Raw genomic sequence first — 24,762 nt, 5'->3', positions numbered from 1 at the left:
ATGATAGAAAGCCTGATTATCTATTTGGTACTCGGTTCTGTGGCCGGCGTAGTAGCCGGCCTTTTTGGTATTGGGGGCGGTCTGTTGATCGTACCGGTTCTCATCTTTAGTTTTACTGCACAGGGTATGCCAGAAGCGGTAGTCACCCACTCTGCTGTGGCTACATCGCTTGCCACTATAGTAATCACCTCAATCAGTTCAGTGATTGCTCACAATAAGCGTGGTGCAGTGCGCTTTGATTACTTCTTCTATATCGCCATTGGCGTTGCGATGGGGGCGATGGTGGGTGTCTGGATTGCTGATCAGTTAACCGGCGAGAATCTACAACTTATCTTCGGTATTTTTGCCTGCACCGTCGCTGTGCAGATGGCATTTGATTTGAAGCCCAAACGAGGTATGAATCCACCGGAAAAACCAGAGCTGATTGCCGCGGGTTCAATCATTGGTGGGGCTTCATCGATATTTGGTATTGGTGGCGGCACCCTGAGTGTTCCGTATCTTACGGTGCGTGGTGCAGAGATGCGTCAGGCGGTGGGAACCTCTGCTGCCATTGGTCTACCGATAGCTCTGTTTAGTGCGGCAGCTTATATATGGGCCGGGCAGGATGCGCAGGGAATGCCTGAGTACAGCCTTGGCTATATCTACCTACCTGCATTCGTCGGTATTGCGTTGGCAAGTTCACAGTTTGCGAAGGTAGGTGCCAAACTGGCGCACACCTTGCCACAGGCACACTTGAAAAAGATCTTTGCGCTATTCCTAGTCTTTATCGGTTCTCGATTTCTTCTGATTAATTTGGGGTTGTTGTGATCTGGACCCACGCTATTGATCCAATTGCTATTTCAGTAGGCCCACTGCAAGTACATTGGTATGGCCTGATGTATCTGGTGGCGTTTGCCTCGGCATACACGTTGGGAACATATCGCGCTCGCCGTTCGGCGCTCTGGAGTGAGCAGTCACTTTCAGATTTGATCTTCTACGGTGCGCTGGGTGTGATCCTCGGTGGGCGCATGGGTTATGTGCTCTTCTACCATTTCGACCTCTTTTTAGATAATCCATTGTGGCTCTTCTATGTTTGGGAAGGGGGAATGTCGTTTCATGGTGGTCTGCTCGGTGTGGTTGCTGTCCTCTTTTGGTTTGCGCGTAAAGAGCAGAAGACGCTACTTGAGATTGGTGACTTTGTAGCACCTCTTGTGCCGTTAGGTTTGGCTGCGGGTCGCGTAGGAAACTTCATTGGCGGTGAATTATGGGGTCGTGCGACAGATCAGAGCTGGGGTGTTATTTTCCCACGTGCGCAAGATGCCTTGGCGCGGCACCCGTCTCAACTGTATGAGGCCTTCCTAGAAGGGGTTGTGCTCTTTGCTGTGGTTTGGTTCTATTCAGCTAAACCAAGAGCGGCGGGAGTGGTGAGCGGCTTGTTTTTAACTGGCTACGGCTTGGCCCGTATCAGTGTAGAATTCTTTAGGGAGCCTGATGCACATTTGGGCTTTATCAGTTTTAACATCTTTACCTTAGGTCAGTTGCTCTCTTTGCCTATGGTATTGATCGGGATTTGGTTGATGATGCGCGCAAAGCAGCGCGTCTAAACAATTAAGGCGTTGTTATGAAACAGTATTTAGAACTCTGTCAGCGAATCATTGATGAGGGAGTTTGGATAGGTAATGAGCGAACCGGAAAGGGGTGTCTGACGGTTGTTGATGCAAACCTCGAGTATGACGTGGGCAATAATCAATTTCCGCTTGTTACAACCCGCAAGAGCTTCTACAAAGCCGCAATCGCTGAGCTGCTCGGTTACCTCAGGGGGTATGACAGTGCTGCTCAGTTCAGGGCGATAGGGTGTAATACCTGGAATGCCAATGCCAATGAGAACGATGCCTGGCTGGATAATCCTGCTCGCAAAGGCGAGGATGATATGGGGCGCGTCTATGGTGTGCAGGGACGTAATTGGACTTCATCTGATGGAACTGTTGTCGATCAGCTGAAGAAGATTGTAAACAACCTTTCGCGGGGTGTGGATGACCGAGGTGAGATCTTAACCTTCTATAACCCTGGCGAGTTTCACCTAGGTTGCCTGCGTCCATGTATGCATACACACACCTTTTCGTTGTTGGGTGATCAGCTCTTTTTGACCTCTTACCAGCGCAGCTGTGATGTCCCGCTTGGGCTTAACTTTAATCAGGTGCAGGTCTATGTGTTATTGGCATTGATGGCGCAGATTACAGGCAATAAGCCAGCTAAGGCCTACCATAAGATTGTCAACGCGCACATCTATGAGGATCAGGTCGAGTTGATGCGAGATGTGCAGCTAAAGCGTGAGCCTTTCCCGAGCCCGCAGTTGAAAATTAATCCAGATATTAAGTCTCTCGAAGATTTAGAGACTTGGGTAACCACGGACGATTTTGAGGTTGCCGGTTATCAGTATCACGATGCAATTCAATACCCATTCTCGGTGTAGTTTAGTAAGTAGTCGTTGGCGATAGGAGTTTGTATGAAGTTGGCATTGATTGTTGCTCAGGGTAAAAATCGAGTCATTGGTAATGACAATAAATTGCCTTGGTATCTGCCAGAAGATCTTCGCTACTTTAAGCAGGTGACGATGGGTAAGCCGGTCATTATGGGTCGTAAAACCTATGAGTCGATTGGTAGACCGTTACCAGGGCGCACTAATATCGTAATTACTCGTGATGCCAATTGGAGTGCAGAAGGTGTTCGTATTGTGAATAGCCTAGAGGCTGCAGTTGAAATGGCTGAAGCGCAGTTGCTGATCGAGGGTGGTGAAGAGGCGATTGTGATGGGCGGTGCTCAGATCTATGCACAATCACTTGGATTGGTTGATCGTATGTATATCACTCAAGTCGATGGGGAGCCTGAGGGTGATGCTCACTTTCCGGAAATCGACTATAGCAAGTGGCAGGAGATAGCTCGGGATTCATATCCAGCGGGAGATCAGCCAAATCGTTACCCCTACGCCTTTGTTGTGTACGACCGCAAATAGGGGTGATTCCTTGAATCAGACGTTACTCACGCTCTTGGCTGATGGTCAGTTCCATAGTGGAAGTGATCTCGCTAAGTGCTGTGGAGTGACTCGAGCAGCGATCTGGAAGCACATGAAAAGCCTCGCTGATTTGGGAATTCAGATTAACTCGATTCGTGGGCGTGGCTATCGTATCCCAGGCGGATTGGATCTTCTTGATGCGCAGACTCTTAATGAGCACTTTGCATCTTCTAATTTATCGCCAACTCTTTTGAGCACAACCGAATCGACAAATCGGGATGTGCAGCGCTTAATTGCCGAAGGCGTTAAATACCCTTTGGTGGTTTCTGAATACCAAACAGGTGGAAAGGGAAGACGGGGACGGGCTTGGGTAAGTCCCTATGCGGCAAATCTCTACTTCTCATTAGGTTGGCCATTCTCAGGCGGTGTTGCCGCGCTGGAAGGGTTGAGTTTGGCTGTTGGTTTAGCCGTGCACGATGCCCTAAGGTCCCTTGGTGTTGAGGGCGTGTCACTGAAGTGGCCAAATGATATTCTGCTGGATGGTCGCAAGCTTGCGGGAATTCTCATAGAGATTGGTGGAGATCTATCTGGTGACTGTGCTGCGGTGATCGGTATTGGATTGAACGTTAATATGCCTCTTGATAGTGCATCGGCTATCGATCAGCCTTGGGCGGATCTCTCAGGGCTTCGGGCTAAAGGTGTGAGTCGTACTAATGTATTGTCTGCTGTCGTAACTCAATTAATCGAAATGCTGTCTGAATTTGAACTCAACGGTTTCACCCCGATGGTTGATCGCTGGCAGGCTGCGAACGCATATCAGAATGAAGTGGTTAAGTTGCTCATCGGTGATAGAGAGATTCTAGGTACTTGCAGTGGAGTCGATGCGAGCGGAGCACTTCGGTTGCTGACTGATAGTGGTGAGCAGATTTTCCAAGGTGGTGAAGTGTCACTCAGAGGTGTTTCGAATGCGTCTTGAAGTAGACTTTGGAAATACCTTTGTTAAGTGGCGCATTGTTGATGGTAAGGCAGTCACGCAGCGCGGCAGAGAATATTTAGAGAAGCTCGAGCTGCCGGTACTATCTATTTCAGAGGTCTGGGTTGGATCTGTTGCCAGTTCTGAAGCCAATGCTCAATTGGCGGATAAGATTTTTGATACCTATGGTGTGCGTGCTGAGTTTGCTGAGGTGACTGAAAACGCGGGCGGTGTGACCTGTCTATATAAAGAGCCAGTTCGTATGGGGGTGGATCGCTGGTTGGCGCTTCTCGCAGCTCGACATAGAACTCAGGCCCCAGTGGTTGTTGTTGATGCAGGGAGTGCGGTAACGGTCGATCTTCTCTCTAGAGATGGGGTTCATGTCGGGGGTTATATCCTTCCTGGGTTCTCTATGCAGCAGAGTGCACTGCTTGGGCAGACTGCTAAGGTTAGGTTTGCGCAGGTTGAATCGGATAATCAGTTTGGTGGCAATGATACCGCTTCCTGTGTGGCAGCGGGAGCAGGGTTTGTGTTTGATGGGCTAGCTATGTCGCTTAAACAGTTGCGAGATAATTTTGATGTCGATGCCCAGATACTGCTTGCTGGTGGTGATGCTTGGCGCCTCCAAGAGCGGCTTGGCGATACAAAACTGGTGGCAACTGTCGAAGAGATTGTTATGGATGGGCTTCAGTTTGCAAAGCGGGGTGTCGTATAGATGTTGCGCTGGGTTCTGTTGCTGACGCTATTAGTTAACTCGCTGTTGTTCCTCTGGTATGCACAGCAGTATAGATTTGCAGATGCGATCCGTCAGCCTGACATACGTCCTGCAGGTCAGAAGCTTATCTCTGAGTTATCGGAATCTGAGAGACCGAGCCTTCGACCAAGAGAGTGCGCCTCGTTTGTGAAATTAGAAACCGAATATGAGGCTGAATCCCTAGCGTCATTTTTAGATGAAGCGCTAATTGAAGATGTAATCCAGAGACAATCACCGCCAATGCAGGTTGGGTTGCGAGTTGAAATGCCGCTGCCTGCTGACTCTGCATCACGTATAACTCTGCTAGATGAGCTAGCAAAACTGGGCTGGTTGCCAGAGTCGCGTGATGGTGCACTGGTATTTGGGCAATTTTCTGACGAATTGGCCTCAGAAACCTTTGCAAAAGAATTTCCAGCTGAGCTAAAATCGCGTCTACGGTTTAAGCCTGCTTATTCACAGGTTCCAACCTATCAGGTCGATTTTAGCTACCTTCAAGGCTTTGAAATTGATCAAAAAATTCTCAAATTGGTTGCTAAACGCTGGCCATTTGCAGAAATTGAAAAAAATCACTGTGAAGGGGTTGCATCAGGCAAACTCGATCAGTAAGATACGCCCCACTTCGTTGCTGAGCCGGTATAGCTCAGTTGGTAGAGCAACTGACTTGTAATCAGTAGGTCCCGAGTTCGACTCTTGGTGCCGGCACCATTCAGCAGGAAGTCCGTGGTGGGGTTCCCGAGTGGCCAAAGGGATCGGATTGTAAATCCGACGCGAAAGCTTCGATGGTTCGAATCCATCTCCCACCACCATCTCGATCAGCTCCTTCTCGGCGGGTATGGTATAGTGGCTATTACCTCAGCCTTCCAAGCTGAAGAGGCGGGTTCGATTCCCGCTACCCGCTCCAATATCGATTATCGCTCATGTAGCTCAGGGGTAGAGCACACCCTTGGTAAGGGTGAGGTCGGCGGTTCAAATCCGCCCATGAGCTCCATGATAGTAAGGTAGATAGATTGTCTGCCTTTTTTTATGTCTGGTATTTGTGGTTGGTAGGGTTCGAGATTATTCATTAACCGCATTGCAACTCACTAAAATCCCTGGATTTTTATATTGAATTTGGAGTTTTAGGCGGGTATAATGCGCGTCCCTTGTTGTATAGGGTAGTGGCTCAATTGGCAGAGCAGCGGTCTCCAAAACCGCAGGTTGGGGGTTCGAGTCCCTCCTACCCTGCCACCTTTTTAAAGGTGGTATAACGCATAAAACAAGCTTAAGTGTTTGAAAAGGCAGAGGCTTTACGTGAACTCAAAAGTGTCTAACGACGTATCAAAATTGGATGGCTTGAAGTGGCTTGTGGTCATTGCGATCGTGGCTGTGGGTGTAGTTGGTAATTCAATCTACGCAACCGAGTCTCTCCTTTATCGAGTTCTTGCTCTTCTTGCTTTAGCAGTTGTAGCTGGTTTTCTTGCATTGCAGACGGCAAAGGGTAAGGCGTTCTTCCGTTTGTTTAAAGAAGCTAAGAACGAGATCCGCAAGGTTGTGTGGCCAACGCGTCAAGAGACGCTGCAGACTACATTGATCGTTGTGGTTGCAGTTTTGATCGTGGGTCTGCTTCTGTGGGGCTTGGATTCGCTGCTCGGTTGGGTAGTGTCTGGCTTTATCGGTTAAGAGGTTTATATGAGCACTGAGAAGAAACGCTGGTACGTAGTACACGCATACTCTGGTTACGAGAAGCGCGTAATGGCGGGCCTAAACGAGGCGGTAGAGCGTAACGGCATGGAGAGTCTCTTTGGTGACATTCTTGTTCCTACCGAAGAAGTTGTAGAGATCCGTGACGGTAAAAAGCGTAAGTCTGAGCGTAAGTTCTACCCAGGTTATGTTCTTGTGAACATGGTTATGAACGATGAGACTTGGCACCTTGTTAAAAGTACGCCGCGTGTTTTAGGTTTTATCGGTGGTACTGCGGATAAGCCTGCACCAATTACTGAGCGTGAAGCTGAGCAGATTCTGCAGCGTGTTGAGAGTGGTGTTGATAAGCCGCGTCCTAAAACAATGTTTGAAGCGGGTGAAATGGTTCGTGTTAACGATGGTCCATTTGCTGACTTCAATGGCGTTGTTGAAGAGGTTGATTACGAGAAGTCTCGCCTCAAAGTTGCAGTATTGATCTTCGGTCGTTCAACACCAGTTGAATTGGAATTCCGTCAGGTCGAAAAGGCTTAATTGCCAAGATTTTATAAGGGCTGAGCAGCTTTTTGGTTGCTCGGTTTTTGTTGTGTAAAGGGGAGCCGAAAGGCGTTTGAACCCAAAGGAGTAGCTCAATGGCTAAGAAAATCGATGCCTACATTAAGTTGCAGGTTAAAGCAGGTCAGGCGAACCCAAGTCCGCCAGTAGGTCCTGCACTAGGTCAGAAAGGCGTTAACATCATGGAGTTCTGTAAAGCGTTCAACGCACAGACTCAGTCGATGGAGCCTGGCATGCCAATCCCTGTTGTGATCACTGTTTACGCGGATCGCAGCTTTACTTTCATCACTAAGACTCCTCCAGCGTCTATTCTTCTTAAGAAAGCTGTTGGTCTTAAGAGCGGTTCATCTCGTCCAAACACTGAGAAAGTGGGTACTGTTACTCGCGCTCAGCTAGAAGAGATTGCAACTGTTAAGATGCCAGACCTAACTGCATCTGATATGGATGCGGCTGTTCGTACAATCGCGGGCTCTGCTCGTCGTATGGGCTTGATCGTTGAGGGTGATGAGTAATGGCTAAGCTAACTAAGCGCCAGAAGGCGATTGCTGAGAAAGTTGTAGTAGGTAAAGTTTACTCTGCTGAAGAAGCTACTCAGGTACTTAAAGATGTTTCTGCAGTCAAGTTCGCTGAATCAGTAGACGTTGCAATCAACCTTGGCGTTGATCCACGTAAATCTGACCAGGTTGTTCGTGGCTCAACTGTACTTCCTAACGGTACAGGTAAAGATGTACGTGTAGCAGTTTTTGCTCAGGGCGATAACGCTGAGAAAGCAAAAGAAGCTGGTGCTGACATCGTAGGTTTCGAAGATCTTGCTGAGTCTATCAAGGCTGGCAACCTAGACTTCGACGTAGTGATCGCTAGCCCAGACGCAATGCGCGTTGTTGGTGCTCTAGGTACTGTCCTAGGTCCACGCGGTCTGATGCCAAACCCTAAAGTTGGTACTGTAACTCCTGACGTTGCTGGCGCTGTTAAAAACGCTAAGTCTGGTCAGGTACGTTTCCGTACTGATAAGAACGGTATCATCCATGCGTCTGTTGGTAAGGTTTCATTCGAACCAAAACAGATTCAAGAAAACGTATCAGCGCTTCTTGCAGACCTTAAGAAACTTAAGCCTGCATCAGCTAAAGGCGTGTACGTTAAGAAAGTGACCTTGTCGACCACTATGGGTCCAGGTCTTCTAGTTGATCAGGCTTCTCTAGACGCTTAATCAATTAGGTAATGGTTTTTTGAGGGTCTTCGCCCTCTGTCTGACAGAGAAGAAGGCCGTCAAAGACCGCAGGTGATAACTCGGTGTGAACCGGTCAAAGTTATCTTAATGGGCCAACCAGCCTGCGCAGACGGTGAGATTCATATTGAATCTAATTCCACCGTACTCATGCCTCGCGTAAGCGGGGTGGTTGGTAAATATGTCGAAAGACAACCAGGAGTAAATTGTGGCAATAGGACTTGAACAGAAAAAAGCGATCGTCGCTGAAGTTCAGGAAGCTGCTAACTCTGCATTGTCTGCTGTCGTTGCGGATTCCCGTGGCGTTGAAGTAGGCGATATGACTGCACTGCGTAAGCAGGCACGTGAAGCGGGTGTATGGCTTAAAGTCGTACGTAACACGCTAGCACGTCGTGCAGTAGAGGGCACAGCTTTTGAATGTCTAGCGGACTCTTTCGTAGGTCCAACTATCATTGCTTTCTCGCAAGAACACCCAGGTGCGGGCGCCCGTATCCTTAAGGATTTTGCGAAAAACAATGCGAAGTTTGAGCTGAAAACAGCTGCCTTCGAAGGCAATGTCGTTGACATCGCTATGTTAGCAAGCCTACCGACATACGAAGAAGCACTAGCGAAGCTAATGAGCTGCATGAAAGAAGCAGCTGCTGGCAAGCTTGTACGTACTCTCGATGCGGTACGCGTTCAGAAAGAAGGTCAGGCAGCTTAATAGCGGCTTGATTTACAGTTTAAGATTTTTTAAAGGAATTAATCATGTCTCTGTCTAAAGACGATATCCTAAATGCAATTGCTGAAATGTCAGTAATGGACGTTGTTGAACTAGTTTCTGCAATGGAAGAGAAATTCGGCGTTTCTGCTGCTGCTGCAGTAGTTGCTGGCCCAGCTGGCGGCGACGCTGGTGGCGCTGCTGAAGAGAAGAGCGACTTCGACGTTGTTCTTACTGCTGCTGGCGAGAAGAAAGTTAACGTTATCAAGGTTGTTCGTGCTGCGACTGGCCTTGGTCTTAAAGAAGCGAAAGAGATGGTTGACGGTGCTCCTTCAACAATCAAAGAAGGCGCTTCTAAAGACGACGCAGAAGCTCTCAAGAAAGAACTTGAAGAAGCTGGCGCAACTGTCGAGCTTAAGTAATCTTGAGCTCTCTGCGCGACAAGCAGCTTAACGCTGCATTGTAAGCGTATGGCTGGTGGCAAAAATGCCACCGGCCTTTTTCCGTTATAAATAGATGGATTTTTAACGGAACGTATTGACCCGTTTTTATGCGGGTTTTGGTTTCTCAACCTAGATGCACATGCTGGGGAACACTGATGGCTTATTCATACACTGAGAAGAAACGCATCCGTAAGGATTTCAGTAAGCTCGGTCAGGTAATGGACATTCCTTACCTGCTCGCAATTCAACTGGATTCTTACCGTAAGTTTCTAGAGGCAGACCAAACTTCTGAAGGTCGCACCGAAGAAGGTTTGCACGCTGCATTCAATTCTGTATTCCCAATCGTTTCTTACTCTGGAAACGCTGCGCTGGAATACGCAGGTTACCGTTTAGGTGAACCGGTATTCGACGTTAAAGAGTGTCAGCAGCGTGGTATCACTTACGCAGCGCCTCTGCGCGTTAAAGTGCGTCTAGTGATCTACGATCGCGATTCGTCTACGAAAGCGGTTAAAGACATTAAAGAGCAAGAAGTCTACATGGGCGAAATTCCGCTCATGACTGAGAATGGTACCTTTGTAATCAACGGTACTGAGCGCGTTATCGTATCGCAGCTCCACCGTTCACCTGGTGTATTCTTCGACCACGACAAGGGTAAAACACACTCATCTGGCAAGCTGCTATATTCGGCTCGCATCATTCCATACCGTGGTTCATGGTTGGACTTTGAGTTTGATCCAAAAGATTCGCTATTCGTGCGTATCGACCGTCGCCGTAAACTGCCTGCAACTATCCTATTGCGCGCACTTGGCTACCAGGCTGAAGAGATCCTTGGGATGTTCTTCGAGACTACAGGTTGGAACCTGGCTGGCGATAAAGTGCAGATGGATCTGATTCCAGAGCGTCTTCGCGGCGAAACAATGACATTTGAAATCACTGGCCCTAAAGGTGAAGTGATTGTCGAAGCGGGTCGTCGTATCACTCCTCGTCACATTCGTCAGATGCAAAAAGATGGCATGACTCAGCTAGAGACCCCACTTGAGTACCTAGCAGGCAAGTCAACTGCAGTTGATATCGTTGATCCGGCTACCGGTGAAGTGCTACTTCCATGTAACACTGAACTGACAGAAGAGTCGGTAGCTAAGCTTATTAAAGCTGGTATCACTCGTATTGATACTCTTTACACTAACGAGCTAGATTGTGGTTCGTTCGTATCAGACACACTACGTATTGACCCTACTCGCAACCAGTTGGAAGCGTTGGTAGAGATCTACCGTATGATGCGTCCTGGTGAGCCACCAACTAAAGAGTCTGCTGAATCACTATTCGAAAACCTATTCTTCTCTGAAGAACGCTACGATCTTTCTGCGGTAGGCCGTATGAAGTTCAACCGTCGCCTTGGTCGTGAAGAAGAGGTTGGCGCAGGTATCCTATCTAAAGAGGATATCCTTGACGTACTTAAGACACTGATCGAAATCCGTAACGGTAAAGGCGTTGTCGATGACATCGACCACCTAGGTAACCGTCGTATCCGTTCTGTTGGCGAAATGGCTGAGAACCAGTTCCGCGTAGGTCTTGTTCGTGTTGAGCGTGCTGTGCGTGAGCGCCTAAGCATGGCTGAATCTGACAACCTAATGCCACAGGATCTGATCAACGCTAAGCCAGTTGCTGCTGCGGTCAAAGAGTTCTTTGGTTCGTCTCAGCTTTCACAGTTCATGGACCAGAACAACCCGCTTTCAGAGATCACGCACAAGCGTCGTGTCTCTGCGCTTGGCCCAGGTGGTCTAACGCGTGAGCGTGCAGGTTTCGAAGTACGTGACGTACATCCAACTCACTACGGTCGTGTATGTCCTATCGAAACACCGGAAGGTCCAAACATCGGTCTTATCAACTCGTTGGCAGTATTTGCGCGTACTAACGACTATGGTTTCCTTGAGACTCCATACCGTCGTGTAGTCGACAACAAAGTGACTGACGATATTGATTACCTATCAGCGATTGAAGAGTCTAACTTCGTTATCGCACAGGCATCTGCAACAGTGGATGCTAAGAACCAGCTTACTGACGAACTTGTTACTGTTCGTCATATGAACGAAACAACCGTTATGCCAAAAGAGCGCGTTCAGTACATGGACGTCTCTCCTCGCCAGGTTGTGTCTGTAGCAGCGGCATTGATTCCGTTCCTAGAGCATGATGACGCGAACCGTGCATTGATGGGTTCGAACATGCAGCGTCAGGCTGTACCAACTCTACGTGCGGATAAGCCACTCGTAGGTACTGGTATCGAGCGTAACGTTGCGACCGACTCAGGCGTGTGTGTGGTTGCTAAGCGTGGTGGTGTAATCGAATCAGTTGACGCGAGCCGTGTTGTGGTTCGTGTACACGATGATGAAATTACAGCGGGTGATGCGGGTGTAGATATCTACAACCTGACTAAGTATGTTCGCTCGAACCAGAATACATGTATCAACCAGCGTGCAATCGTAACGCTAGGTGAGAGTGTGGCTCGTGGTGATATCCTTGCCGATGGTCCATCTGTAGACCTAGGTGAGCTAGCGCTTGGTCAAAACATGCGCATCGCGTTCATGCCTTGGAACGGCTTCAACTTCGAGGACTCGATCCTTATCTCTGAGCGTGTGGTTCAGGAAGACCGTTTCACGACTATCCATATCCAAGAGCTAACTTGTGTATCTCGTGATACTAAGTTGGGTTCTGAAGAGATTACTGCGGATATTCCAAACGTTGGTGAGTCAGCACTAGCTAAGCTAGATGAGTCAGGCATCGTGCACATTGGTGCAGAAGTAGGTCCTGGTGACATTCTAGTTGGTAAAGTGACACCTAAGGGTGAAACTCAGCTTACACCAGAAGAGAAGCTACTACGTGCTATCTTCGGAGAGAAAGCGTCTGACGTTAAAGATACTTCGCTACGCGTTAAGACAGGTACGATCGGTAAAGTTATCGATGTACAGGTATTCACTCGTGACGGCGTTGAGAAAGACGAGCGTGCACTTGCAATTGAAGCAGATGAGCTTGCGTCGATCCGTAAAGACCTTAACGATGAGTTCCGTATCGTTGAGACAGCTACATTCGAGCGTCTAGCGCGTGCACTTGTTGGTATCAAAGCTGACGGTGGTGCTGGTCTTAAGAAGGGTGAAGAGATTACCTCTGAATTCCTATCTGGCCTTGCACACGATGAGTGGTTCAAGATTCGCGTATCTGACTCTGCTGCAGCAGAGATGCTTGAAGCAGCTAAGAAGCAGCTTGAAGAGCGTCGTGAGCAGCTTGATAAGCGTTTCGAAGATAAGAAATCTAAACTGCAGACAGGTGATGACCTAGCACCTGGCGTACTGAAGATTGTTAAGGTTTACGTTGCTACTAAGCGTCGCGTACAGCCTGGTGACAAGATGGCAGGCCGTCACGGTAACAAGGGTGTTATCTCTGTAATCATGCCAGTTGAAGATATGCCTTACGATGAGAACGGCGAACCAGTAGATGTGGTTCTAAACCCACTGGGTGTACCGTCTCGTATGAACGTAGGTCAGATCCTAGAGACTCACATGGGTGCTGCAGCTAAAGGCCTAGGTCGTAAGATCAACGCTATGCTTGAAGTAGAGCGTAAGAAGGCTGAAAAAGTTAAAGAAGTTCGTGAGTTCCTTGAAGCGGTATACAACGCAGATCACAGCGGTCTAGCGTGTGCGCGTAAAGAGACTATCAAGTCGCTAAGCGATGACGAAGTTCTAACACTTGCAGAAAACCTCAAAGGCGGTGTGCCACTAGCTACACCAGTATTTGATGGTGCTAAAGAATCTGAAATCAAAGCGCTGTTGCGTCTTGCAGACATGGACGATAGTGGTCAGGTGACCCTATTTGATGGCCGTACTGGTGATCAGTTCGACCGTAAGGTAACCGTTGGTTACATGTACATGCTGAAACTTAACCACTTGGTTGATGACAAGATGCACGCACGTTCGACCGGCTCTTACAGCCTTGTTACTCAGCAGCCGCTGGGTGGTAAAGCGCAGTTCGGTGGTCAGCGCTTCGGTGAGATGGAGGTATGGGCACTTCAGGCGTACGGCGCAGCCTACACGCTACAAGAGATGCTCACTGTCAAATCCGATGACGTGAATGGTCGTACGAAGATGTATAAGAACATCGTCGATGGCGACCACAGCATGGATCCAGGCATGCCTGAATCATTTAACGTGCTGATCAAAGAGATCCGTTCTCTCGGTATCGATATCGAGCTAGAGAACGAGTAAGAGCCCATTTGAACATCGGGCTGCATCCTCTGGATGTAGCCCCTTCTCCCCCGAGGAGCTATAGACAATGAAAGATTTACTTAATTTGTTGAAAACTCAGACTCAGAGTGATGAATTCGATTCAATTCGTATCTCACTTGCGTCACCGGAAATGATTCGTTCATGGTCATTCGGTGAAGTTAAGAAGCCTGAGACAATCAACTACCGTACATTTAAGCCAGAGCGTGATGGCCTGTTCTGTGCCAAGATCTTCGGTCCTGTAAAGGATTACGAATGTCTATGTGGTAAGTACAAGCGCATGAAGCATCGCGGTGTTATCTGTGAGAAGTGTGGCGTTGAAGTGACGATGACTAAAGTGCGTCGTGAGCGCATGGGTCACATCGAGCTTGCATCACCTGTAGCACACATCTGGTTCCTTAAGTCGCTACCAAGCCGTATCGGTTTGATGCTAGATATGACTCTTCGTGATATCGAGCGCGTACTTTACTTTGAATCATTCGTCGTAATCGATGAAGGCATGACTACGCTTCAGCGCGGTCAGCTTCTAAACGACGAGCAGTACTTTGAAGCGCTTGAAGAGTTTGGCGATGACTTCGATGCCCGTATGGGTGCTGAAGCGATCGGTGGTCTTCTAGGTTCTTTGGATCTAGAACACGAGATCTCAACGATTCGTGAAGAGATTCCAGCGACTAACTCTGAGACTAAGCTTAAGAAGCTTTCTAAGCGTCTTAAACTGCTAGAAGCGTTCTACAAGTCTGGCAACGATCCACAGTGGATGATCATGAAGGTTCTTCCTGTTCTTCCACCAGATCTTCGTCCACTTGTACCACTTGATGGTGGCCGTTTCGCGACATCTGATCTTAACGATCTGTACCGCCGCGTAATTAACCGTAACAACCGTTTGAAACGTCTTCTAGACCTTAGCGCGCCTGATATCATCGTACGTAACGAAAAACGTATGCTTCAAGAATCAGTTGATGCGCTTCTAGATAACGGTCGTCGCGGTCGTGCGATCACTGGCTCGAACAAGCGTCCACTTAAGTCGCTTGCTGACATGATCAAAGGTAAGCAGGGTCGTTTCCGTCAGAACCTTCTAGGTAAGCGTGTTGACTACTCTGGCCGTTCTGTAATCGTGGTAGGTCCATCACTGCGTCTTCACCAGTGTGGTCTTCCTAAGAAGATGGCTCTTGAGCTGTTCAAGCCATTCATCTTCTCTAAGCTAGAGCTACGTGGTTACGCAACTACGATTAAAGCAGCTAAGAAGATGGTTGAGCGTGAAGAGCCGCTTGTATGGGATATCCTTGATGAGGTTATCCGTGAGCATCCAGTACTTCTAAACCGTGCACCAACACTTCACCGTCTTGGTATTCAGGCTTTCGAACCTGTACTTATCGAAGGTAAAGCGATCCAGCTACACCCACTAGTGTGTGCTGCGTACAACGCCGACTTCGACGGTGACCAGATGGCGGTTCACGTTCCGTTGACTATCGAAGCGCAGCTTGAAGCTCGTGCTCTGATGATGTCTACGAACAACATTCTTTCACCATCAAACGGTGAACCTATCATCGTTCCTTCACAGGACGTGGTATTGGGTCTGTACTACATGACTCGTGAGCGCATCAATGCGCAGGGCGAAGGCATGGCATTTGCAGATATCAAAGAGGTTCAGCGTGCGTACGGTGCTAAACAGGTTCACCTGCAGGCGCGCATTAAGGTTCGTATTCACGAAACAATCCGTGACATCGAAGGTAACGAAGAGTCTCGCACTGCAATCGTTGAGACCACTGTTGGTCGTGCGATGCTGTTTGATATCGTGCCAAAAGGTCTTCCTTTTGAACTGATCAACCAGGCGATGAAGAAGAAAGCGATTTCACGTCTTCTAAACGAAGCGTACCGTCGTTGTGGTCTTAAAGACACTGTAATCTTCGCTGACCAGCTAATGTACATGGGCTTCCGTCAGGCTGCGCTTTCTGGTGCATCTATCGGTGTTAACGACTTCGTTATCCCAGATGAGAAAGTTCAGATCGTTGCTGAAGCAGATACTGAAGTTAAAGAGATCGAGCGCCAGTTCGCTGACGGTCTTGTAACTCAGGGTGAGAAATACAACAAGGTTGTCGACATCTGGTCTCGTGCAAACGAATTGCTTGCTAAGAAGATGATGGACAACCTTAAATCTGACACAGTGGTTAACGCTGAAGGTCAGGAAGTTGAACAGGAATCGTTCAACTCGGTATACATGATGGCCGACTCTGGTGCCCGTGGTAGTGCGGCTCAGATTCGTCAGCTAGCTGGTATGCGTGGTCTGATGGCTAAGCCGGATGGCTCGATCATCGAAACGCCGATCACTGCGAACTTCCGTGAAGGTCTAAACGTACTTCAGTACTTTATCTCGACTCACGGTGCTCGTAAGGGTCTAGCGGATACCGCACTTAAAACTGCAAACTCTGGTTACCTAACTCGTCGTCTAGTAGACGTTGCGCAGGACGTAGTAATAACTGAGCAGGATTGTGGTACTGATCAAGGTCTGACAATGCAGGCTCTTATCGAGGGTGGCGACGTTGTTGTTAACCTAGGTGAGCGTGTATTGGGTCGTGTGGTTGCACAAGACGTTCTTGATGCTGAAGGCAAAGATACACTTATCGAAGCCGGTACGCTGATGGATGAGACTTGGGTTGCTCGTCTAGAAAATGACGAAACCTACAGCTCTATCGACCAGATCGTTGTTCGTACAGCTATCGCGTGTGAATCACGCCACGGTATCTGTTCTAGCTGTTACGGTCGTGACCTAGGTCGTGGTCATAAGGTTAACATCGGTGAAGCTGTCGGTGTTATCGCTGCTCAGTCGATCGGTGAGCCTGGTACACAGCTAACCATGCGTACATTCCACATCGGTGGTGCGGCATCTCGAGCTGCAGCTGTTGATAATATTCAGGTTAAGAACGGCGGTGAAATTCGTCTTCACAACCTAAAATTTGTTACTCGTGCAGATGGCAACCTAATCGCTACTTCACGTTCTGGTGAGATCGGTGTTACCGATGAGCACGGTCGTGAGCGCGAGCGTTACAAGGTTCCTTACGGTGCTGTAATCAAGACTAAAGATGGCGCAAACGTTGAAGCGGGCGCAATCATTGCAAACTGGGACCCACACACTCACCCAATCGTGACTGAGGTGGCAGGTCGTATCGAGTTTGTTGGTCTTGAAGATGGTATTACTGCTAAGCGTCAGACTGATGAGCTAACTGGTCTTACAACTATTGAGATCTTGGATCCGAAAGATCGCCCACAAGCGGGTAAAGATATTCGTCCAATGATCAAACTTGTTGATGCGAAAGGTAAGGATGTAATGCATGAAGGTACTGAAATGCCTGCGCAATACATGCTTCCAGCTAACGCTATCCTAAACCTTGCTGATGGTGCTGATGTAGGCATCGGTGACGTCCTAGCGCGTCTACCGCAGGAAGGTACAGTCAACAAGGATATCACCGGTGGTCTTCCACGCGTTGCCGACCTATTCGAAGCACGTAAGCCAAAAGAAGCGGCTGTTCTTGCTGAGATTTCAGGTACTGTAACCTTCGGTAAAGAGACCAAAGGTAAGCGTCGTATCGTTATCACTCCACACGACGGTTCAGATCCATTTGAGATCATGATCCAGAAGTGGCGCTCACTCAACGTATTCGAAGGTGAAACGGTTGAGAAGGGTGAGGTGATCTCGGATGGTCCTTCAAGTGCACACGATATCCTACGTGTCCTAGGTGTAACTGATCTTGCAAACTACATTGTTTCTGAGATTCAGGACGTATACCGCCTCCAGGGTGTAGGTATCAACGATAAGCACATCGAAGTAATCGTTCGTCAGATGCTACGTAAAGTAGAAATTCTTGATGGCGGTGACTCTGAATTCATTCAGGGTGAGCAGGCTGAGTACGCTGCAGTGGTTGAAGCGAATGAGAAACTTGTTGCTGAAGGTAAGTCTCCAGCTAAGTTTGAACGCATTCTGCTTGGTATCACTAAAGCATCACTTGCTACAGAATCGTTCATCTCTGCAGCTTCGTTCCAGGAGACTACTCGTGTCCTAACTGAAGGTGCTGTGACTGGTAAGAAAGATATCTTGCGCGGTCTGAAAGAGAACGTGGTTGTGGGTCGTTTGATCCCAGCCGGTACAGGTCTTGCATACCACAGCGAGCGCAAGCGCAAGCGTATGATGGGTGCAGAATCTAACGTCACTGTGAGTGCAGAAGATGTACAAGCAGCTTTGACTGAAGCACTAAATGCTTCAGCTGAAGACTTCGAATAAGTTCGAGGATTGACGAATAGGGGTGAAATTGATTAAAATTTCGCCCCCATTGAAAGCTAGGGCATTCCGCTCTAGCTTTTATGTGTTTAACTAACGTGGAGTTTGCTTAATGGCAACAATCAACCAGCTGGTACGCAAGCCACGTAAACGCGTTGTAGAGAAGACTGACGTTCGTGCGTTAGAAGCTTGTCCACAGCGTCGTGGCGTATGTACCCGCGTTTACACAACGACTCCGAAGAAGCCTAACTCGGCTCTTCGTAAAGTTTGCCGTGTTCGTCTAACGAACGGCTTTGAAGTTTCTTCATACATCGGTGGTGAAGGTCACAACCTACAGGAGCACTCGGTAGTACTTATCCGTGGTGGTCGTGTTAAAGACCTACCTGGTGTACGTTACCACACTGTACGTGGTGCGCTTGACTGTGCGGGCGTTAACGACCGTAAACAGGCTCGCTCTAAGTACGGTGCTAAGCGTCCTAAGTCTTAAGTTCGTCAACTCTCACTGAGAGTCGGCGAAGCTGTTAAAACGGACCCTGTCCGCGCTAGTAGCTAGACCGAGACGATAAGAGTAAGGGCAGGCTTAATTGCCTGAGTAACCTGAAGACCTTTTAAACGAAATATTTGAGGACTTATCCATGCCTAGAAGACGCGTCGCTGCAAAGCGCGAAATTCTACCGGATCCTAAATTCGGAAATAAAACACTGGCTAAATTCATCAACCACTTGATGGTTAGCGGTAAAAAATCTGTTGCTGAGAGCATCGTTTACGGTGCACTAGCTAAAGTTGAAGAGCGTACTAAAGCAGATCCACTAGAACTGTTTGATAAAGCGCTTGAAACTGTTCAGCCTATGGTCGAAGTTAAGTCTCGCCGCGTTGGTGGTGCTACTTACCAGGTACCTGTGGAAGTACGCCCATCACGCCGTATGGCACTTGCAATGCGTTGGCTGGTTGACGCATCGCGTAAACGTGGTGAGAAAGACATGTCTCTACGTCTAGCTGGTGAGCTACTAGACGCAGCAGAAGGTCGCGGCGCTGCGGTTAAGAAACGTGAAGACGTTCACCGCATGGCTGAAGCTAACAAAGCATTCGCACACTTCCGCTTCTAAGCTCTTTAATTGGGTGGTGACTTCGGTCATCACCTCAATAAAGCGCTCAGCAATAGCGGGCAAGGCCTTCGTTTTATAGCGAGGGCTTTTTACTTTTAGGAGTTAACAAAATGGCTCGTACTACCCCAATTACTCGCTACCGTAACATCGGTATCTGTGCACACGTTGATGCGGGTAAGACAACTACCACCGAACGCGTTCTTTTCTACACTGGCCTGTCACACAAAATTGGTGAAGTGCATGACGGTGCTGCGACGATGGACTGGATGGAGCAGGAGCAGGAGCGTGGTATTACCATCACCTCAGCTGCAACGACCTGTTTCTGGAAAGGTATGAGTCAGCAGTTTGAAGAGCACCGTGTAAACATCATCGATACACCGGGACACGTAGACTTCACTATCGAAGTTGAGCGTTCACTGCGCGTACTTGATGGTGCTGTTGTGGTGTTGTGTGCCTCTTCAGGTGTTCAGCCGCAGACCGAAACGGTTTGGCGTCAGGCGAACAAATATGAAGTTCCACGTATGGTCTTTGTAAACAAGATGGACCGTGCGGGTGCAGATTACTATATGGTTGTTGATCAGTTGAAGAAGCGTCTAGGCGCGACTCCTGTTCCTATCAACATCCCAATCGGTGCGGAAGATACCTTTAAAGGTGTTGTTGATCTTATCCAGATGAAAGCGATCATGTGGAACGAAGAAGATCAGGGTATGACCTACAACCTTGAAGATATTCCTGCAGATCTACAGGCACGTGCAGAAGAGCTTCGTGAAGAGATGATCGAAGCCGCTGCAGAGGCCAACGAAGAGTTGATGGATAAGTACCTTGAAGAGGGTGAACTCTCCATCGAGGAGATCAAAGCAGGTCTTCGTCAGCGCACGCTAAATAACGAAATCGTTCTAATGCTTGCAGGTTCTGCATTCAAGAACAAAGGTGTCCAGGCGGTACTGGATGCGGTTGTTGAGTACCTACCCTCGCCAGTAGAAGTCAAAGCGATCGAGGGTACCCTTGATGACAAAGATGAGACGGTTGCAGAGCGTCATGCAGACGATGAAGAGCCGTTTGCTGCCCTGGCATTCAAGATCGCTACCGACCCATTCGTTGGTACCTTGACGTTCGTTCGTGTCTACTCAGGCGTCTTGAAAACGGGTGATAGTGTCTATAACTCTGTTAAACAGAAGAAAGAGCGTATCGGCCGAATGGTGCAGATGCACGCGAACAACCGAGAAGAGATCAAAGAGGTTCGCGCAGGCGATATCGCGGCTCTGATCGGTATCAAGGATGTAACGACAGGTGACACTCTTTGTGATGGCGATAAGAAGATTATTCTTGAGCGCATGGAGTTCCCTGAGCCGGTAATCTCTGTTGCTGTTGAGCCTAAGTCACAAGCTGACCAAGAGAAGATGGGTATAGCGCTAGGTAAACTGGCACAGGAGGACCCATCCTTCCGCGTTGAGACTGACCAAGAGACTGGCCAGACAATCATCTCCGGTATGGGTGAGCTTCACCTAGATATCATCGTCGATCGTATGAAGCGTGAGTTCAAGGTTGAGGCTAACATCGGTAAACCTCAGGTGGCTTACCGCGAGAAGATTCGTAGCTCTGTTGTTGCAAACCACAAATTTGCGCGCCAGTCGGGTGGTCGTGGTCAGTACGGTCACGTAGTGATTGAGTTCTCTCCGAGTGATGATGAAGGTCTAGAGTTTATCAATGAGATTGCTGGTGGTGTGATTCCAAAAGAGTACATTCCAGCTATTGAAAAAGGTATCTCAGAGCAGATGCGTAACGGTGTCCTTGTTGGCTATCCGTTGATTGGCTTGAAGGCGCGTCTATACGATGGTTCTTTCCATGAAGTCGACTCAAACGAAATGGCGTTCAAGATCGCTGCGTCGCAGGCACTCAAGAAGTTTGCCGTTGATGCCAACCCTTGTCTGCTTGAGCCGATGATGAAAGTTGAGGTGGTAACTCCTGAAGATTACATGGGTGATGTGATGGGTGACCTTAACCGCCGTCGTGGCCTAGTCCAAGGCATGGAAGATACCCCTTCAGGTAAGATCATCCGTGCAAGCGTACCGCTAGGTGAGATGTTCGGCTACGCGACCGATCTTCGCTCAGCGTCACAGGGTCGTGCGACCTACTCAATGGAGTTCGACAACTACGCTGAAGCACCGAAACATGTATTGGATGGAATGCTTAACTACTAAGCAAATCAACCTAACGATCAAAACCGCCGTAAGGCGGTTTTTTTATGCCTGAAGTATTAAAGCGCAGCGGGTCTGACCTTTGGTCTGACCCAGCTTTACAATTACGCTGCTAGAGTTTTCACGCAGGTTTAAAGAACCGCCTCATCCCTTACGGGCTCTTTATCCCGCCAAGCGCGGTATACGCGGTAGGAGAAGATAACGCCGAGTACGTTGAAGAAGTCGAGCACAACTGAGATCAGCATTGATATCAGCGAGCCTGGTTCAACAAGGGGTGATAGGATCACTTCGACAACAAAAAGTCCGCCGTAGATAAGGGCTAACCCCTTAAATAGCGTCCAGAACATGCCGTCGGTTGCGCTCCAGCTCTCTTTCATGGCATCCATCGGACCTTTGTTCTCAAGCACGCAGATAGCGTTAGCTAGGGCGAGGCGAACACCAACATAGATTCCTGGAATAATCATCAGCATCAATCCTAATGCTGTAGCTATCGCAGAGAGGAAGAAGGTTGCAAAAAGTCGGAACCAGCAGCGCACGCCCATGAGCCAAGATTGCATTGGAGTGAGTGTGCGGCCATCAATCACTGCCTGCATGTAGAAAAGCGTTGCGGCTAGATAGATCGGTACAAACAGCAGATCTAAGAAGGTCAGCATCATCAACTGCTTCTGCATATCTTGGCCATCGGCCATGCCGATAGTGCTACTAGTCTGAAGAAACATCAGTAGCACTATAAACGGAAGCTGTATGCTAATCAGGGCACTCAGATTGCTTTTGAAAAAGAAGATCGATTGTTGGAGATAGTTGTTAGCCATAGGTCCTTAACGCTTAGGTTTTTGCAATTTGTATGTGCAGAAATTATTGCTGTCTAAATCTAGTTCAACGACGTGAAAATAGGCTGAAGCAATTCGCTTTAATGGTACATGCTGATTGACCACAAAGCATGCGATACCGTCATTTGTTAGCAATCTGGCAGCCTGTTTTGAGAAACGGTCAGTCAGGTCGTAATCGATGCCAAAGCCGCTGTGAAAAGGGGGGTTGCAGAGAATTACATCAAACCCTGACTCAAGCTCTTCGCCAGCATTACTCACAACTGTCTCAATATTCAGGCCAGCTTGTTCAATAGTGTGGCACGTTGCCATCACAGCTGCAGCGTTATTATCAGTCGCAACTCCGTGTGTGGTAGGACCGCAGCTGGCAACTGTTAGATAGCCGGAGCCGCACCCAAGGTCTAAGATACGAATATCACCCAGCGGAAGTGTAGCTTCTAGCATTTGTGGAAGTCGCTCAATGAGCTGTTGGCTCCCCTTGTCGATCTTTTTCCAGCCGTAAACACCAGGCTTTGAGAATAGTGTGTACTTACCTACATTTTCGATCTCTCGAAGCTCAGGGTACTTTTGATCATCAAGTGGCTCGCCAATAACAGAGCCTACTGATAACTCTATTTTCCAACTATCACCGCCAATTTTCTCTTCTTCTCTAATACCACCAAGTCGCTTTTGACCATTTTTGGCGTAGCTCTTAATCCCTTCTGATTTATCACCCAGTAGAATGACTTTACTGCCAGGTTTTAGCTGTTCAGCCGCAAGATTGAGGATATGGTTTACAACCGCCTTCTCTTTGGAGATGCGACAGACCAGCACCTCAGCCTTAAATGATCCCGGCCATACAAAGTCGGAAAATGTGCAGGACCACCCGCGGCTTAACAGATCATTGTGTTGGTCAAAGCGGTTCGTGAGAGCATGCCAGCCATCACAGCTATTTATAAGTGCAGGGTTGAGGTTCTCATCAACAACAAGCAGTCCCGCTCTGTTTTGGTTAATCTGCTGGTTGATAAGGGATTCGTAGTTAGCCATTGAGAATGCTCGCTACTTCCTCGTCGCTCAGTTCGCGCCACTCTCCAGGGTTTAACATCTCATCAAGTTCAATAGGGCCGATAGAGAGTCTATGGAGTTCATCAACGCGGTTGCCAAGGGCGGCAAACATACGTTTAACCTGATGGTAACGTCCCTCAAAGAGAACGACGCGAGCGAGGTGACTATCTAATATTTCAAGCTCTGCAGGTTTGGTAAGTCCCTTCTCACCATTAAGCTGAATCCCTTTCTCAAAGGCTTTTATATAGCTCTCATCAATAGGGTCAGCTAGGGTGGCTTCATAGACTTTGCCTAACTTATGGCGGGGTGAGGTGATGCGGTGGCACCATTGGCCATCATCGCTCATAAGAACGAGACCGGTCGTATCCACATCCAAACGCCCTGCAATCGTTAGATTCTCTGGGCGTGGTATGTCGACTAATCCTAGCACCGATGGATGTGACCCCTCGTCGTGTGAGCAGACATAGCCCTCAGGCTTATTGAGCATGATGAAACGATCGCGCGGGGTATCGATTTGATAACCGTCGAGCACCACCTCATCTTCATCGGATACATGCCGTGCAGCATTGCGCTCAATCTCGCCATTCACGCTAACCTCTTCTGAGTGAAGCATGCGCTTCACATCTTTACGAGAATAGCCGGTTGCTTGGGCAAGATACTTATCAAGACGCATTGGGGACTCATTTTTCCGGGATTAAATTCAGTTGCTACGCAAAGGGTGTTGCAGAGCCAAAAGTACATTTGGGCCTAGTATAGCGGAGCAAGAGTCAGCTTCCGAGTATTCACCGACTTTGGGTTAGGATAAAATACGCCAATTCCAAAATTGAGGTGTGCTGTGAAGCTTTTTGTTGATGATTTAACCCATGTTGATTTCTCTTATCTCGATGCAGAACGCGGTCTTGTGGGTGAATCATGGGCGGTTAGACTTGAGCTAGATGGCACACTGAATGATGAGGGGATGATCTGTGACTTTGGTGTGGTCAAAAAACGCGTTAAACAGTGGTTTGATGCGACGCTGGATCACTCTTTAGTTATTGCACACAACACCCCAAATCTATCACTTGATGTGAACAGTTCTAAAACAGCTGTTAAGTGGCGTTACCCTTCGGGCGAACCCTTTTTCTGTTCAGGGCCACACCAAGCATTTGAAATTCTGCCTCTCACGGCAATTGAGCCAGAGCAGGTTGCTCGCTGGTGTGAAGGTGAATTGGCAGCGCTCTTTCCAGATGTATCAGGTATTCATCTGACACTCTATCCTGAGGTGATAGAGGATGCTTACTACCATTACTCTCATGGATTGCAGAAGCACGATGGTAACTGTCAGCGCATAGCGCATGGCCACCGTTCACGTATTCAAATTCTGGTGGATGGACAGCGCCATAAAAATCTTGAGGCTCAGTGGGCAACAAACTTTTGTGACATCTACATAGGTACCCAATCACATCTGGTTTCAGAAGATGAGGGCATCTCTCACTTCGCCTACACGGCACCTCAGGGGGATTTTGAGTTGAAACTCCCGACATCCAAGGTTTACATGATTGCGACGGACTCTACCGTTGAGCTGATTACCGAACACCTAGCAAACCAGATATCTGCAGCGCTGCAGGGGCATCAAATTGAGGTGCGTGGTTTTGAAGGGATAGGTAAGGGCGCGCTCGTTAGAAGCTAATTTGAAGCTTGTACGAGACTTTTCGCCCTATTTTAAACAGCGGGTGAATTAG

At 48.4% G+C, this 24,762-nt stretch carries 22 protein-coding genes and 5 tRNA genes; 24 read left to right on the top strand and 3 right to left on the bottom strand.

Annotated elements, in window-relative coordinates:
- The 23 genes from HH196_RS07840 (at position 1) to fusA (ending at position 21,173) form a co-directional block, all read left to right on the top strand.
- Positions 1-807, top strand: a complete 807-nt coding sequence (locus HH196_RS07840; protein WP_169451582.1) for a sulfite exporter TauE/SafE family protein — start codon at positions 1-3, stop codon at positions 805-807.
- Complete coding sequence (lgt, locus tag HH196_RS07835) at positions 807-1,583, top strand: prolipoprotein diacylglyceryl transferase (RefSeq protein WP_169452348.1); 777 nt, start codon at positions 807-809, stop codon at positions 1,581-1,583. Before HH196_RS07840 ends, lgt begins: the two co-directional genes overlap by 1 nt.
- A gap of 17 nt (positions 1,584-1,600) precedes the next feature.
- Complete coding sequence (locus HH196_RS07830; RefSeq protein ID WP_169451581.1) at positions 1,601-2,452, top strand: thymidylate synthase; 852 nt, start codon at positions 1,601-1,603, stop codon at positions 2,450-2,452.
- Between the two features lie 33 nt (positions 2,453-2,485).
- Entirely contained in the window at positions 2,486-2,992 is a 507-nt protein-coding gene (locus tag HH196_RS07825) for a dihydrofolate reductase (protein ID WP_169451580.1), read from the top strand.
- A gap of 10 nt (positions 2,993-3,002) precedes the next feature.
- Positions 3,003-3,968, top strand: a complete 966-nt coding sequence (birA, locus tag HH196_RS07820) for a bifunctional biotin--[acetyl-CoA-carboxylase] ligase/biotin operon repressor BirA (protein WP_169451579.1) — start codon at positions 3,003-3,005, stop codon at positions 3,966-3,968.
- The gene (locus HH196_RS07815) at positions 3,958-4,680 is read left to right on the top strand and encodes a type III pantothenate kinase (RefSeq protein ID WP_169451578.1); all 723 of its coding nucleotides are present in this window, start codon (positions 3,958-3,960) and stop codon (positions 4,678-4,680) included. The genes birA and HH196_RS07815 overlap by 11 nt, the downstream gene beginning before the upstream one ends.
- A complete protein-coding gene (locus tag HH196_RS07810) occupies positions 4,681-5,325 on the top strand; it encodes a hypothetical protein (RefSeq protein WP_169451577.1) in 645 nt (214 codons plus the stop codon).
- A 23-nt stretch (positions 5,326-5,348) separates the two neighbouring features.
- A tRNA-Thr gene (locus tag HH196_RS07805) sits at positions 5,349-5,424 on the top strand.
- Positions 5,425-5,441: 17 nt separating this feature from the next.
- Positions 5,442-5,525, top strand: a tRNA-Tyr gene (locus tag HH196_RS07800).
- A gap of 20 nt (positions 5,526-5,545) precedes the next feature.
- Positions 5,546-5,620: transfer RNA gene (locus HH196_RS07795), tRNA-Gly, on the top strand.
- A gap of 12 nt (positions 5,621-5,632) precedes the next feature.
- Positions 5,633-5,707: transfer RNA gene (locus tag HH196_RS07790), tRNA-Thr, on the top strand.
- Between the two features lie 163 nt (positions 5,708-5,870).
- A tRNA-Trp gene (locus tag HH196_RS07785) sits at positions 5,871-5,946 on the top strand.
- A 63-nt stretch (positions 5,947-6,009) separates the two neighbouring features.
- Entirely contained in the window at positions 6,010-6,378 is a 369-nt protein-coding gene (gene secE, locus HH196_RS07780; RefSeq protein ID WP_169451576.1) for a preprotein translocase subunit SecE, read from the top strand.
- A 9-nt stretch (positions 6,379-6,387) separates the two neighbouring features.
- Positions 6,388-6,930: a transcription termination/antitermination protein NusG gene (nusG, locus tag HH196_RS07775; protein WP_169451575.1), complete on the top strand. Its 543-nt coding sequence runs from the start codon at positions 6,388-6,390 to the stop codon at positions 6,928-6,930.
- Between the two features lie 98 nt (positions 6,931-7,028).
- Positions 7,029-7,463, top strand: coding sequence for a 50S ribosomal protein L11 (gene rplK, locus HH196_RS07770; RefSeq protein ID WP_169451574.1), 435 nt, complete (start codon positions 7,029-7,031; stop codon positions 7,461-7,463).
- Positions 7,463-8,158: a 50S ribosomal protein L1 gene (gene rplA / locus HH196_RS07765; RefSeq protein WP_169451573.1), complete on the top strand. Its 696-nt coding sequence runs from the start codon at positions 7,463-7,465 to the stop codon at positions 8,156-8,158. Before rplK ends, rplA begins: the two co-directional genes overlap by 1 nt.
- Positions 8,159-8,384: 226 nt before the next feature.
- The gene (gene rplJ, locus HH196_RS07760; RefSeq protein WP_169451572.1) at positions 8,385-8,879 is read left to right on the top strand and encodes a 50S ribosomal protein L10; all 495 of its coding nucleotides are present in this window, start codon (positions 8,385-8,387) and stop codon (positions 8,877-8,879) included.
- Between the two features lie 44 nt (positions 8,880-8,923).
- Positions 8,924-9,298: a 50S ribosomal protein L7/L12 gene (rplL, locus tag HH196_RS07755; RefSeq protein WP_169451571.1), complete on the top strand. Its 375-nt coding sequence runs from the start codon at positions 8,924-8,926 to the stop codon at positions 9,296-9,298.
- A gap of 176 nt (positions 9,299-9,474) precedes the next feature.
- Complete coding sequence (gene rpoB, locus HH196_RS07750) at positions 9,475-13,575, top strand: DNA-directed RNA polymerase subunit beta (RefSeq protein ID WP_169451570.1); 4,101 nt, start codon at positions 9,475-9,477, stop codon at positions 13,573-13,575.
- A 67-nt stretch (positions 13,576-13,642) separates the two neighbouring features.
- Positions 13,643-17,869, top strand: a complete 4,227-nt coding sequence (rpoC, locus tag HH196_RS07745) for a DNA-directed RNA polymerase subunit beta' (RefSeq protein WP_169451569.1) — start codon at positions 13,643-13,645, stop codon at positions 17,867-17,869.
- A 109-nt stretch (positions 17,870-17,978) separates the two neighbouring features.
- A complete protein-coding gene (gene rpsL, locus HH196_RS07740; protein WP_169451568.1) occupies positions 17,979-18,353 on the top strand; it encodes a 30S ribosomal protein S12 in 375 nt (124 codons plus the stop codon).
- A 148-nt stretch (positions 18,354-18,501) separates the two neighbouring features.
- Complete coding sequence (rpsG, locus tag HH196_RS07735) at positions 18,502-18,972, top strand: 30S ribosomal protein S7 (protein ID WP_169451567.1); 471 nt, start codon at positions 18,502-18,504, stop codon at positions 18,970-18,972.
- Positions 18,973-19,082: 110 nt separating this feature from the next.
- Complete coding sequence (gene fusA / locus HH196_RS07730) at positions 19,083-21,173, top strand: elongation factor G (protein ID WP_169451566.1); 2,091 nt, start codon at positions 19,083-19,085, stop codon at positions 21,171-21,173.
- Positions 21,174-21,301: 128 nt separating this feature from the next.
- On the opposite strand, the gene HH196_RS07725 is transcribed toward fusA, so the two are convergent.
- The 3 genes from HH196_RS07725 to rsuA form a co-directional block, all read right to left on the bottom strand.
- Positions 21,302-21,889, bottom strand: coding sequence for a YciC family protein (locus tag HH196_RS07725; RefSeq protein WP_169451565.1), 588 nt, complete (start codon positions 21,887-21,889; stop codon positions 21,302-21,304).
- Positions 21,890-21,988: 99 nt separating this feature from the next.
- Positions 21,989-23,023: a methyltransferase gene (locus HH196_RS07720; RefSeq protein WP_169451564.1), complete on the bottom strand. Its 1,035-nt coding sequence runs from the start codon at positions 23,021-23,023 to the stop codon at positions 21,989-21,991.
- Positions 23,016-23,714 (bottom strand): 16S rRNA pseudouridine(516) synthase RsuA, encoded by a 699-nt coding sequence (rsuA, locus tag HH196_RS07715; protein ID WP_169451563.1) that lies wholly within the window; start codon positions 23,712-23,714, stop codon positions 23,016-23,018. Before rsuA ends, HH196_RS07720 begins: the two co-directional genes overlap by 8 nt.
- A 162-nt stretch (positions 23,715-23,876) precedes the next feature.
- Between rsuA and HH196_RS07710 the strand changes: the two genes are divergently transcribed.
- Complete coding sequence (locus tag HH196_RS07710; protein WP_169451562.1) at positions 23,877-24,710, top strand: 6-carboxytetrahydropterin synthase; 834 nt, start codon at positions 23,877-23,879, stop codon at positions 24,708-24,710.
- The last annotated feature ends 52 nt before the right edge of the window (positions 24,711-24,762 follow it).

The sequence above is a fragment of the Marinobacterium sp. LSUCC0821 genome (assembly GCF_012848475.1).
Taxonomy (GTDB): domain Bacteria; phylum Pseudomonadota; class Gammaproteobacteria; order Pseudomonadales; family Balneatricaceae; genus Marinobacterium_E.
The sequence above is the reverse complement of the archived record's forward strand: the minus strand, read 5'-3'. Positions and strand labels throughout refer to the sequence as shown.